Raw genomic sequence first — 12,211 nt, forward strand, 5'->3', positions numbered from 1 at the left:
GCACTGTCACCTGCATCCAGCGCCCTACATAAGGTAGTAATCATGTCCTTGATCAACGAATATCGCGCCACCGAAGAAGCTATCAAAGAGCTGCAAGCCCGTTTGAAGAATCTGTCCCAAGACGACAAACTGCAGACCGAGCTGGAATTCGAAGGCAAGCTGCGCACCCTGATGGGCGAATATTCCAAGTCCCTGCGCGACATCATCGCGCTGCTGGATCCAGAAGCCAAAACCAAAGCACCACGTGGCGGCGCAGTAAAAACTACTGGCACCAAGCGTGCTCGCAAAGTTAAACAATACAAAAACCCGCACAACGGCGAAGTCATCGAGACCAAAGGTGGCAACCACAAAACTCTGAAAGAGTGGAAAGCCAAGTGGGGCGGTGACGTGGTTGAAGGCTGGGCTACCCTGCTGGGCTAAGCTCGCGCGCTTGTCGCGGATCGATTGCGACAAAAAAAACGCCAGCACACGCTGGCGTTTTTTTATGCCCGGAGTTTAGCCCCCGGGCATTTTCGATTTCAAAGATTCAAACGTTTGCGTAAATCCTGAACATATTCCTGCCATTCATTCAGCACCGCCTGCTGCAACGATGTCGCTGTAAGGGTCAATTGGGCTGCGGCCTCTACGAAACTATCCAGGGTATTTGGCGCGCCCCATTCAGGCACTGACAGACGTTTCTGACAGAATATTCGCCAGCGTTCTTGCTCGTCGAGACTCAAGGTATCGGGAAAGTTACGTGCTCGATATCGAAACAATAGCTCTGGTAAACGTTCATCATCGAAAGGCCATTGCTCTTGTGCCAATTGCAGCGGGTCGACTGTTCTGACTTGCTCGCATAGACGCCGATCACGGTCGCCGATAAATCCATCGTATAACTGTTGTTCAGGATCCTCGCTCGAGGAAAAATCTTCACGGGCATAAATAGCCACAACTTTAGCTTGCCAATTTTGCTGCGCGTCACTTAGCCGCAGTGCGCGTTGCTGATAGAGCGCAACATCCATTCCCAGGCGCAGCTGATCTTTCGCACGAAGAACCGATAACGGCGCCACCACGGGGCATTTATTGATGTGGATAAGCTTGAGCGGTACTGGCAACTCACCCTCTGCCAGGTCTTCGCGGCGGGTATACAAGCGCTGGCGCAAGGTTTCGGCATCGAGATCGAGCAAGCCCTGCGGGTCGAGGTGCAGGTCGCAGACAATCAGTGCGTTCTTGTTGCGTGGGTGCCAGGCCAAGGGCAACACCACGCCGACATAGTTGCGCGCCGCAGAAAAGCGCCCCGACACATGCACCATGGGTTGCAGCAGGCGTATCTGGTCCAAAACCTTTTGCTTGCTGCGAAGTTGAAACAACCAGTCATACAACTTCGGCTGTTTTTCCCGGATCAGGCGCGCCAGGGCAATCGTGGCGCGAACGTCCGACAGCGCTTCGTGGGCGTTGCCATGATCGATGCCGTTGGCGGCGGTCAGGCGTTCAAGCTTGAGGGTCACCTTCCCCTCATCGTCTGTCGGCCAAACAAGGCCATCGGGGCGCAAGGCATAGGCCGCGCGCACGACATCGATCAGGTCCCAGCGACTGTTACCGCCCTGCCATTCCCGCGCATAAGGGTCGAAAAAATTGCGGTACAGACTGTAGCGGGTCATCTCATCGTCGAAGCGCAACGTGTTGTACCCGGCGCCGCAAGTACCCGGCGCCGCCAGTTGGGCATGTACCCGGGTCATGAAGTCGGCTTCGCTCAACCCGCCCTCGGCCAGTCGGGCGGGCGTGATGCCAGTGATTGCGCAGGCCGCGGGATGCGGCAGGATGTCGTCGCTGGGCCGGCAAAAGAGGTTGACCGGCTCGTCGATTTCATTGAGCTCGAAGTCAGTACGCAACCCCGCCATTTGCAGCGGGCGGTCGCAACGGGGATTGATACCCGTCGTTTCGTAGTCGTACCAGAAGATGGAGGTCACGGGCTATTCCTGAACTGAAGATTGGCGAAGTCTAGGCGTTCCCGTCCCGCTCCGGCCAGCAATCCTGCCATTCAATCATTCCGGGGCTCTCAATGTGCAATACATACTTATGTCGTTTTTCCCGGCGAGGCTGCTAGCATCCGATGAAGAGACAAACCGATCAGGCCACACCATCAGGTTGCCCATGCTCGACACCACAGCACTGCCACGGAAAGCGACGCTGTCCCCACCACTGGACACGCGATATCAGGTCGAAACGCCCGAAGGCATAGACTTGCCACTGCGCCCGGCCGGGTTGATGGTGCGCGCACTGGCGTTTTCCATCGACCTGGCGTTGCGCGGGTTGATCCTGGGCCTGCTGTTCATTGCCCTGGCGATGCTCGGAAAACTCGGTGCAGGGCTGGGTTCGATCCTGCTCTTCGGCGTGAGCTGGTGGTACATGGTGCTGTTCGAAGTCTTCAACCAGGGGTGTTCACCGGGTAAACAATGGATGGGCCTGCGGGTCATTCAGGACGATGGCACGCCTGTTGGCTGGTCCACGTCACTGTTGCGCAACCTGCTGCGATTTGTCGACATGCTGCCGTTCGGCTACTTTCTCGGCGCCATCAGTTGCCTGCAACACCCCAACTTCAAGCGCCTTGGTGACCTGGCCGCCGGCACGCTGGTGATCTACCGCGAGCAGCCGCTCACCCGCCCGCAACTCCCACCCTCACATCCCCGTCGCGCACCTTTTGCCCTGACACTGGCCGAGCAACGCGCCATCCTCGGGTTTGCCGAACGCCAGGCCGGACTGTCCGACGCCAGGGTCAATGAGCTCGCCTCGATCCTCGCGCGCCCCTTGCAGGTTCCGGCTCCCCGCGCCGTGGCCGAACTCAACGGCATCGCCCACGGTTTGTTGGGTCCGCCATGAAGCAAAGCCTTTTCGAACATCGGCACCTGGCCGAATGGGAGCAGTTTTCCCTCATGCTGGACAGGCTGGAGCGGGACGGGAAAGCCAATGGAGCCGGCAATTTCCCGGCCGATTATCGGCGCATCTGCCAACACCTGGCGCTGGCCCGCGAGCGGGGTTACAGCAGCTTCCTGATCGACTCATTGCAGCAACAGGTGGTGCGCGGGCATCAGCAGCTTTATCGACATCGCAGTCAGCTGGGGGCCCATGCGCTGGGTTTCATCCTGGCCGGCTTCCCCCGGCTGGTACGCGAACAATGGCGCTTCGTGCTCGCCGCCAGCCTGATGTTTTTCGGCAGCCTGATCGCGTTTGCAGGACTCGTGTATCTGTTTCCGGACCTGGTCTATAACCTGATTCCGGCCGATCAGCTCAGCGACATGCAAAGCATGTACGACCCCGATGCCGGTCACCTGGGGCGCTCGATGGAGCGGGCAGCCAGTGAAGATTGGGCGATGTTCGGCTACTACATCATGCACAACATCGGGATCGCCTTTCAGACCTACGCCAGCGGATTGCTGTTTGGCCTGGGCAGCGCGTTTTTCCTGGTCTTCAACGGTTTGATGATCGGCGCGGTGGCCGGGCACCTGACGCATATTGGCTACGGGCAAAGCTTCTGGTCATTCGTGGTCGGCCACGGTGCCTTTGAATTGACGGCCATTGCCCTGGCGGGTGCCGCAGGCCTGCAACTGGGTTGGGCGTTGATTGCACCGGGACGCCTGTCCCGTGCCGAAGCCTTGCGCCTGGCGGCCCGCAAGAGCGTGCTGCTGATTTGCGGCGTCATGTTGTTTCTGCTGATCGCGGCATTTATCGAAGCCTACTGGTCGTCGATGGCGACCCCGGCGCCCCTGACCAAATACCTGGTCGGTGCGGCCCTCTGGGTGCTGGTGGCGGTTTACCTGCTATTCGCCGGACGGACCCACCATGCGCCTGAGTGACACCACAGTGGTCATTCGCCCAAGACCGACCTGGGAAGCCATGGACCTCGGCGTGCTGTTGAGCCAGCGCCACCGGCGCCTGCTGATGAGCAGTTGGGCGATTGTCACTTTGCCGGTTTTCGCGTTGCTCACCTGGTTGCTGTGGGATTCGCCGACCCTGGCCGTGTTCATCTTCTGGTGGCTGAAACCGGCCTTCGAGCGCTTGCCGTTGTACATCCTTTCCAAAGCCATTTTTGCAGAAACGCCCACCCTCCAGCAGGCGCTTTACCAGTGGCCACGGTTGCTTAAGCCGCAACTGCTGGCCAGCCTGACCTGGCGACGCCTGAGCCTGAGTCGCAGCTTCGTACTACCCGTGTTGCAGCTCGAAGGCCTGAGCGGTGATGCGCGCCAACAGCGATTGCAGGTGTTGCTGCAGCGTGACGCCAGCGCGGCACGCTGGCTGACCGTGATCGGTGCGCATCTGGAAGGCGCGTTATGGATCGGTTTGATGGTGCTGTTTTATCTGCTGTTGCCTCAACAGGTCGCCCTCGACTGGAGCTGGCAGTCGCTGATCAGCGCCGCGACTCAGGATTGGCGCTGGCTGGAACACCTGTCCAACGCCTTCTACGTCCTGGTGCTGGTGGTTTGGGAACCGGTCTACGTGGCCGCAGGCTTCAGCCTGTATCTGAACCGGCGCACCGCGCTCGAAGCTTGGGATATCGAGCTGGTGTTTCGCCGCTTGTCCCAGCGTTTGAGCAGCGCATCCCTTGTCCTGTTACTGGCAGCGACCTTGTTGCTGCCGATCGCACCCACCGTCTGGGCGGCCGGGTCGGCCCCTGCGACGCCCGACAGTCCGCGCTTGCTGGAGCAACAACTGACCAGCCAGGCGTCCCGGGACAGCATCAAGACCCTCCTCGAACAGCCACCGTTCAAGAACAGGGAAACCGTCACCCGCTATCGATTCGGCGAGAACCAGGCCGCCGAGGAACGCGCGGATGACGACAAGCTACCTCAATGGCTGAAGGCGCTGCTCCAGCTGTTTGACAACCAGCACTTCGGCGCATTGGCCACGCTGATTGAAGTCACGCTGTGGGCAGCCGTGATCACCGCTATTGGTGTCTTGATCTGGTACTACCGTGAGTGGTTGCAGGCGTTCGTCAACCGTCGCCCGCGCCCCGCTAAAAAAGCCCCGCACCCGCCTACCCCGCAAGCATTCGGCCTGGACTTCAGCCGCGAGACCCTGCCCCCCGACATCGCTGCCAGCGCCGAAAGTCTCTGGCAGAGCAACCCGCGTGCAGCGCTTGGCTTGCTCTATCGCGCCCTGCTCAGCCGCCTGTTGCACGACTTCGACATGCCACTCAAAGCCGCCGACACCGAAGGTCAGGTACTGGAACGCATCGAGCAACTGCAGCAACCGGCCCTGTTGGCCTTCAGCAAAGACCTGACCGCGCACTGGCAAAACATGGCCTACGGGCACCGACTGCCGCCCACGCATGTGCAGCGCGAACTGTGCGACGCCTGGCGTGGCGTATTCGGCCCGGGAATCGCCCGTTGAACCGGCGCACCTGGGCGATCGTCAGCGCAGTGACCGCTGTGCTGCTCGGCGTGCTGATGACTTGGCTGTACCTGAAGGCAACGCCCTACTCGGCCGAAATCGACCACGGCCCGGCGCCTGAAGCCCTGGCCAATCCCTATCTGGCCGCCGAGCTTTTTCTGCGCAAGCAGGGCCTGAGTGTCAGCCATGCCAACAGCCTCGACATTCTGCCAAGCCTGGCGCCAGACCATCACAGTCTGTTGTTGCTCGGCGACCGCTACAACATGACGCCCTGGCAGATCGATCAAGTGCTGAACTGGACTCGAGCCGGCGGGCGCCTGCTGTTCGTTGCACAGTCGCTGTGGGATGAAAAGACCGGGCAAAGCAATGACCTGTTGCTTGATCGGGTGCAACTGCAGCAATCGCTGAGCAAAGACCTCAAGGACCCGCCGCCCGATACCCCGGGCGACCCCTACCCGCAACTGACCAAACTCTATCTGGAAAAGGAAGACGCACCGGCTTACGCCGGCTTCGATACTGCGTTCCATCTCGAAGACCCGAAAAACCTCGCCCAGGTCTGGGCCAACAGTGCCAAGGCCACTCATATGATGCAACTGAGCCATGGGCGCGGCTCGATCATTGTGGTGACCGACGCCGACCTGTGGAAAACCCCGGCCATCGATCAATACGACAATGCCTGGCTGCTTTGGTACCTGACCGTCGATACCGGTGTGACCCTGCTGTTCAACACCGAGCACGACAGCCTGCTGACATTGCTGCTGCGCCATTTCCCCCAGGCGCTGGTCGCCTTGGTCGCCCTGATCGGCCTGGGTTGCTGGCACTTCGGTGTGCGCCAGGGCCCACTGCTGGAACCGCAAGCCAAAGCCCGTCGCCAATTGCAGGAACACCTGCGCGCCAGCGCCGATTTCATGTTGCGGCACAAAGGCCAGGACAGCCTGCTGCAGGCCTTGCAGCAAGACATACTGCGCCGAGTGAGACATCGTCATCCTGGCTATGAACAACTCGATGTCGCCGAACAATGGCAGGTGCTCGCCCGCCTGAGCGGCCACCCCACGGGCGCGATCAGCCAAGTCATGGGCCCGCTGGCGAAGCAGCGGCTTTCCAGCGCTGAATTCAGCCGCCAGGTCGCCCGTCTGCAAACTTTGAGGAATGCGTTATGAGTCAACCGATCGAGCCCGATGCAATCAACCACGCCACCCGGCAACGCCAGCGCGCCTGCCAGTTGGCCCAGGCGGTGCGCCATGAATTGCAAAAAGCCGTGATCGGACAGAACACGGTCATCGACGACGTTCTCACAGCCCTGCTTGCCGGCGGCCACGTATTGCTCGAAGGCGTGCCGGGCCTGGGCAAGACGTTGCTGGTAAGGGCGCTGGCACGCTGTTTCGGCGGCGAGTTCGCGCGTATCCAGTTCACTCCGGACCTGATGCCCAGCGATGTCACCGGGCATGCGGTGTACGACTTGCAGACCGAGCAATTCAAACTGCGCAAGGGACCGTTGTTCACCAACCTGTTGCTCGCCGACGAGATCAACCGTGCCCCGGCAAAAACCCAGGCCGCGCTGCTCGAAGCCATGCAGGAACGGCAAGTCACCCTCGAAGGCCGCGCCCTGCCCATCGCACAGCCGTTCATGGTGCTCGCCACGCAAAACCCCATCGAACAGGAAGGCACTTACCCGTTGCCGGAAGCCGAGCTGGACCGCTTCATGCTCAAAGTGCGCATGGACTACCCCGACGCCGCGCAGGAGTTGAACATGGTGCGTCAGGTCAGCCGCTCGACCCGGGCCGACATGCTCGATGTGCAACCGCTGCGCACCGTGCTGCAAGCCAAGGAGGTGCTGGCCTTGCAGCGCATCGCCAGTGATTTGCCGCTGGACGATCAGGTCCTCGACTACGCCGTACGCCTGGCCCGCACCACCCGCAGCTGGCCCGGCCTGACCCTCGGCGCCGGGCCTCGGGCGTCCATTGCGCTGGTGCGCTGCGCAAGGGCGCGGGCCTTGTTGCGCGGCGGCGAGTTTGTGATTCCAGACGACATAAAAGGCTGCGCCCTGGCCGTGTTGCGCCATCGCGTGCGCATCGCGCCGGAGCTGGACATCGAAGGGCTGGACGTCGATCAGGTGCTGCGGCAACTGCTCGATCAAGTGCCGGCGCCACGGCTTTGAAACCCTCGCGACTGCTGCTGATCTGGCTCGCGATCCTGCTGGCCATCGGCATCGTGCTGGGCACCTTGCGGGCGCTGGACATGGCGTTGCCATCGAGCCTGTTCTCGATCAACTGGGGATTGCTGCTGGCGCTATTGGCACTGGCGATACTCGACGCTGTTCGCCTCAAACGCCTGCCTTCACCCCGGATAACGCGACAAATGCCAGGCAGCCTGGCACTCGGTCGTTGGAGCGAAGTGCGACTGGAAGTTGAGCACGCCTATCCCCAACCACTGACGATCCAGATTTTCGACCACGTCCCCGACGGTCTGAGCTTCGAGAATCTTCCTCTGTCGGTCGAACTTCAGCCCGGCCAGCACACCCAGATCGGCTATCGACTGCGCCCGCTCAAGCGAGGCCACTTCAGCGTCGTACACTGCGAAATCAACCTGCCAAGCCCATTGCGCCTGTGGTCCGGCAGACGGCTTCTGAGTGTCACTGACCACACCCGCGTCTACCCCGACTTCGCCCGACTCTACGGCGGCCAACTACTGGCGGTGGACAACTGGCTCAGCCAACTCGGCGTGCGCCAGCGCCAACGACGCGGCCTGGGCCTTGAGTTTCATCAGCTACGGGAATTTCGCGAAGGCGACAGCCTGCGCCAGATCGACTGGAAAGCCACCGCCCGCCAACGCACCCCGATTGCCCGGGAGTATCAGGACGAGCGCGATCAGCAGATCATGTTCATGCTCGACTGCGGCCGACGCATGCGCAGTCAGGACGGCGAACTGGCGCATTTCGATCACGCGCTCAATGCCTGTCTGTTACTGAGCTATATCGCCCTGCGCCAGGGTGATGCGGTGGGGCTCAGCACATTTGCAGTCGAGCAACCACGTTATCTCGCGCCGGTGAAAGGTGCAGGCCAACTCAACGTATTGCTCAACACCGTCTACGACCTGAGCAGCACCCAACGCAGCGCTGACTATCAAGCCGCGGCAACTCATTTGCTGGCCCGACAAAAACGCCGCTCGCTGGTGGTGTTGATGACCAACCTGCGGGACGAAGACGATGAGGAGCTGCTCACGGCAGTCAAACGCCTGAGCAAACAGCATCGGGTGCTGGTCGCGAGCCTGCGCGAGGACGTACTCGACAACCTGCGTCAGACAACCGTGCAAACCTTGTCCGAAGCGCTGGTCTATTGCGGGACGGTGGACTTCTTGAATACACGGGCCGAACTTCATGAGCGGCTGAATGCCCATGGCGTGCCGGTACTGGATACAAACACTCATGAACTGGGCGCCGCGCTGGTGACGCGTTACCTGGAGTGGAAGAGAGCAGGAGTCTTTTAACTGTTGTCACGTACGAGGAATAAACAAGCCCTTAAAACACCAAACCGGTAGAACGTCTTGCGATGATTATAATTTGAGTCGATGGGGAGTTGAAAAAGACACTCAATCGTGGGCAACTGAGGGGTGGAACCGAGCAATGATCAAAATAACAGCTGTAAAGCTCCTAAGGAAAATCCTCCTCTTCAAGAGCTCCACAGCTCAAATGCTAAATACAACTACAAAAAAGGCTATTGCACATTAAACCCGCCGCTGGTGTACCAATCCGTCCCTTTCCCCCCCCGTCTGAGAACCTGTATTCGATAACGTTTTGGCCAACTCTCATTGTAAAGTCCGTGCTAAAGCTATAAGTGTACCGTTCGTTTGTCGTCTCGACATCCGTATGATAGTGCTGACTGTTCCTATCAAAGTATCGAACCTCCATATAGCGCCAACTGTCCGAAACAAGTGATAATTCCACCCCCGGACCGCGAGCAATAGTCTGCCCCTTAAAGGGAACAGCCCATTGACGTTCAACAAGTAGTGGATTCGCAGTTTGGGCTGGTTGCTCTTTTTGATCAGTCATGCTTTTAAGCTCCGAAAGTAACTTGGCCAGAAAGGTGGCAAGCACAATCTAGAGCGATAAAAAATCCATGACACCTGTCAAAATTGACAGTCACGACCAACGGTTATCACGGTCAAGCGCCGCAAATTTTCATGCGATGAGCCTCTTCCCCGCCAACCTTACAACCTCGACTCAGGCCGAAGCCGGTAACGGCTGAAAACTGAAGTACTGCTTCAATGCCTCCACCAGTTGCCCATACTCCGGCGGTGCCCGTTGCAGGCTGAACCCGGCGTCGTAATGGTGGGGTGTTGCGTCTTCATGGCACCACAGGCAACACGCCTGCAAATCGATGACCTGCATGCGCCCGCCACTCGCGGGGATTTTCAGGCGCAAATCGAAATCCGCGCCGATCATCATCGGCAGTTGACTGATGAGCATCAGCCCGTCTTCGGAGACGTTGCCGAGAAAGCCAATCGGTTTGTCGGTAATTCTGTTGAACACTTTCAGAAAATACGGCAGTTGATGCCGCTCGATCCGGCGGTCAGTGAACATGCGCAATTCGCCCAGCAAGGCCCTTAAGCAGGACCGCACTAATGCTTCGGAACGGGCCTGCCTGCTGTTGAATCAGGCATGGGCGCGCTCTCCCTGATCCCGGTGCGACAGTCCATGAACCGCTGCCGCTTACTCCTGCCGATCACAGGTGTTACGTCGGTTCAAAGACAAGGCTCTGAACCGGTTTATTCGACTATAGCTCACCGTCGCCGGTGAGCCAGCCCTTGAATGATCATCGCAATTAGAAGCGGGTCGGACGCACCGCCGCTGTACTGCGCAGCGGGTAGTGACCCAGCGCTTGCAAGGTTTCCAGGCGCGCCTGGGCGCGGTAGGCGTATTCGCTTTGCGGATACGAAGCGATGATGAATTGGTAGGTCTGCGCTGCATCGACAAACAGTTTCTGCCGTTCCAGGCACAAACCGCGCAGCATCGACACTTCCGGCCACACATAAGGCCGCGCGCGGCTGGCGCGTTCAACTTTGGACAGCTCGAGCGTCACCTGCTCGCAATTGCCACGGTCATAGGCGCTGTAGGCAAGGTTCAAATGGTGGTTCATCGACCAACGGGTGCAGCCCACAACACTGAGGGCAAGGACGGCTATGAGCACGAATCGCATGGGAGTTCTCCTGACTTGAGCTCTGTATCGACCCGTGGCTCAAAATCTTCAGGCTGCCGGTAACCAAAAGTATTCGGTTCAAGAAACAAACGAATAAGTAGTGCACATGAACAATGACTACACCCCAAGAGCATAGTAGCCTCACTCAGCGCTTGAACTCAGGAGTCTTTGCATGTCCGTCCGTCGTACCAAAATCGTCGCCACCCTTGGCCCGGCCAGTAACTCGCCGGAAGTTCTCGAACAGCTGATTCTGGCTGGCCTGGACGTCGCCCGCCTGAACTTCTCCCACGGCACCCCCGACGAGCACAAGGCTCGCGCGCAGCTGGTGCGTGACCTCGCTGCCAAGCACGGCCGCTTCGTTGCCCTGCTGGGTGACCTGCAAGGCCCGAAAATCCGTATCGCCAAATTTGCCAACAAGAAGATCGAGCTGAAGATCGGTGATCAATTCACCTTCTCCACCAGCCATCCCCTGACCGAAGGCAACCAGCAAGTGGTCGGTATCGACTACCCGGACCTGGTCAAGGACTGCGGCGTGGGCGACGAGCTGCTGCTCGACGACGGCCGCGTGGTGATGCGCGTCGATACCGCCACCGCTACCGAACTGAACTGCACCGTGATCATCGGTGGTCCGCTGTCCGACCATAAAGGCATCAACCGTCGCGGCGGTGGCCTGACCGCTCCAGCCCTGACCGAGAAAGACAAGGCTGACATCAAGCTCGCCGCAGAAATGCAGGTCGACTACCTGGCAGTGTCCTTCCCGCGTGACGCCGCCGACATGGAATACGCCCGTCAACTGCGCGACGAAGCCGGCGGTACTGCCTGGCTGGTGGCGAAGATTGAACGCGCCGAAGCTGTGGCCGACGACGACACACTCGACGCACTGATCAATGCCTCCGACGCCGTCATGGTGGCGCGTGGTGATCTCGGCGTGGAAATCGGCGACGCCGAGCTGGTGGGCATTCAGAAGAAAATCATTCTGCACGCACGCCGCCACAACAAGGCCGTGATCGTGGCGACCCAGATGATGGAGTCGATGATCCAGAACCCGATGCCAACCCGCGCCGAAGTGTCCGACGTGGCCAACGCCGTGCTCGATTACACCGACGCCGTGATGCTCTCGGCGGAAAGTGCTGCCGGCCTGTACCCGCTGGAAGCCGTGCAGGCGATGGCGCGCATCTGCGTCGGTGCTGAAAAGCATCCGACCAGCAAGACCTCCAGCCACCGCATCGGCAAGGTCTTCGAAAGCTGCGACCAGAGCATCGCCCTGGCAGCCATGTACACCGCCAACCACTTCCCCGGCGTGAAGGCGATCATCGCCCTGACCGAAAGTGGCTACACGCCGTTGATCATGTCGCGCATCCGTTCCTCGGTGCCGATCTACGCGTTTTCCCCGCACCGCGAAACCCAGGCCCGCGCGGCCATGTTCCGTGGCGTCTATACCGTACCGTTCGACCCGGCATCGCTGCCGCCTGAGCAAGTCAGCCAGGCTGCTATCGACGAGCTGCTCAAGCGCGGCGTAGTAGAGAAAGGCGACTGGGTCATCCTGACCAAGGGTGACAGCTACCACACCACCGGCGGCACCAACGGCATGAAGATCCTGCACGTTGGCGATCCGATGGTCTAAGTGACCGAGCGCTGAAAAACAAAAG

At 59.8% G+C, this 12,211-nt stretch carries 11 protein-coding genes; 8 read left to right on the forward strand and 3 right to left on the reverse strand.

The annotated features are described in order from the left end of the window. Positions 1-42: 42 nt before the first annotated feature. Positions 43-420, forward strand: coding sequence for a histone-like nucleoid-structuring protein MvaT (gene mvaT, locus ACA058_RS24995; protein ID WP_008058684.1), 378 nt, complete (start codon positions 43-45; stop codon positions 418-420). A gap of 98 nt (positions 421-518) precedes the next feature. On the opposite strand, the gene sbcB is transcribed toward mvaT, so the two are convergent. Next, positions 519-1,949, reverse strand: coding sequence for an exodeoxyribonuclease I (gene sbcB, locus ACA058_RS25000; RefSeq protein WP_497636345.1), 1,431 nt, complete (start codon positions 1,947-1,949; stop codon positions 519-521). Positions 1,950-2,133: 184 nt separating this feature from the next. Here sbcB and ACA058_RS25005 point away from each other — a divergent pair, with 184 nt between their 5' ends. From ACA058_RS25005 to ACA058_RS25030, 6 genes are read left to right on the forward strand one after another with little or no spacing between them, the layout of a single operon-like run. Then, a complete protein-coding gene (locus ACA058_RS25005; protein WP_497636346.1) occupies positions 2,134-2,859 on the forward strand; it encodes an RDD family protein in 726 nt (241 codons plus the stop codon). Further along, positions 2,856-3,833, forward strand: coding sequence for a stage II sporulation protein M (locus ACA058_RS25010; protein ID WP_497636347.1), 978 nt, complete (start codon positions 2,856-2,858; stop codon positions 3,831-3,833). The genes ACA058_RS25005 and ACA058_RS25010 overlap by 4 nt, the downstream gene beginning before the upstream one ends. After that, on the forward strand, positions 3,820-5,367 hold the full coding sequence (locus ACA058_RS25015; protein ID WP_497636348.1) for a DUF4129 domain-containing protein: 1,548 nt from the start codon (positions 3,820-3,822) through the stop codon (positions 5,365-5,367). Before ACA058_RS25010 ends, ACA058_RS25015 begins: the two co-directional genes overlap by 14 nt. Beyond that, positions 5,364-6,527, forward strand: a complete 1,164-nt coding sequence (locus ACA058_RS25020) for a DUF4350 domain-containing protein (protein WP_497636349.1) — start codon at positions 5,364-5,366, stop codon at positions 6,525-6,527. Before ACA058_RS25015 ends, ACA058_RS25020 begins: the two co-directional genes overlap by 4 nt. Next, positions 6,524-7,525: an AAA family ATPase gene (locus tag ACA058_RS25025; RefSeq protein WP_497636350.1), complete on the forward strand. Its 1,002-nt coding sequence runs from the start codon at positions 6,524-6,526 to the stop codon at positions 7,523-7,525. Before ACA058_RS25020 ends, ACA058_RS25025 begins: the two co-directional genes overlap by 4 nt. Continuing rightward, positions 7,522-8,853, forward strand: coding sequence for a DUF58 domain-containing protein (locus ACA058_RS25030; protein ID WP_497636351.1), 1,332 nt, complete (start codon positions 7,522-7,524; stop codon positions 8,851-8,853). Before ACA058_RS25025 ends, ACA058_RS25030 begins: the two co-directional genes overlap by 4 nt. 733 nt (positions 8,854-9,586) lie before the next feature. Here the strand turns inward: ACA058_RS25030 and ACA058_RS25035 are convergent. Both ACA058_RS25035 and ACA058_RS25040 read right to left on the reverse strand, forming a co-directional pair. Beyond that, complete coding sequence (locus tag ACA058_RS25035; protein ID WP_497636352.1) at positions 9,587-9,946, reverse strand: PilZ domain-containing protein; 360 nt, start codon at positions 9,944-9,946, stop codon at positions 9,587-9,589. A gap of 241 nt (positions 9,947-10,187) precedes the next feature. Beyond that, positions 10,188-10,562 (reverse strand): tetratricopeptide repeat protein, encoded by a 375-nt coding sequence (locus ACA058_RS25040; RefSeq protein ID WP_497636353.1) that lies wholly within the window; start codon positions 10,560-10,562, stop codon positions 10,188-10,190. A 172-nt stretch (positions 10,563-10,734) separates the two neighbouring features. On the opposite strand from ACA058_RS25040, the gene pyk reads away from it, so the two are divergent. Then, positions 10,735-12,186 (forward strand): pyruvate kinase, encoded by a 1,452-nt coding sequence (pyk, locus tag ACA058_RS25045; protein WP_497636354.1) that lies wholly within the window; start codon positions 10,735-10,737, stop codon positions 12,184-12,186. The last annotated feature ends 25 nt before the right edge of the window (positions 12,187-12,211 follow it).

Source organism: Pseudomonas sp. LBUM1649 (assembly GCF_059716155.1).

Excerpts from the sequence above, each read along its gene's own strand:
- mvaT (WP_008058684.1), top strand. The coding sequence starts at position 43 with ATGTCCTTGATCAACGAATATCGCGCCACCGAAGAAGCTATCAAAGAG.
- ACA058_RS25005 (WP_497636346.1), top strand. The coding sequence starts at position 2,134 with ATGCTCGACACCACAGCACTGCCACGGAAAGCGACGCTGTCCCCACCA.
- ACA058_RS25010 (WP_497636347.1), top strand. The coding sequence starts at position 2,856 with ATGAAGCAAAGCCTTTTCGAACATCGGCACCTGGCCGAATGGGAGCAG.
- ACA058_RS25015 (WP_497636348.1), top strand. The coding sequence starts at position 3,820 with ATGCGCCTGAGTGACACCACAGTGGTCATTCGCCCAAGACCGACCTGG.
- ACA058_RS25025 (WP_497636350.1), top strand. The coding sequence starts at position 6,524 with ATGAGTCAACCGATCGAGCCCGATGCAATCAACCACGCCACCCGGCAA.
- ACA058_RS25035 (WP_497636352.1), bottom strand. The coding sequence starts at position 9,946 with ATGTTCACTGACCGCCGGATCGAGCGGCATCAACTGCCGTATTTTCTG.
- ACA058_RS25040 (WP_497636353.1), bottom strand. The coding sequence starts at position 10,562 with ATGCGATTCGTGCTCATAGCCGTCCTTGCCCTCAGTGTTGTGGGCTGC.
- pyk (WP_497636354.1), top strand. The coding sequence starts at position 10,735 with ATGTCCGTCCGTCGTACCAAAATCGTCGCCACCCTTGGCCCGGCCAGT.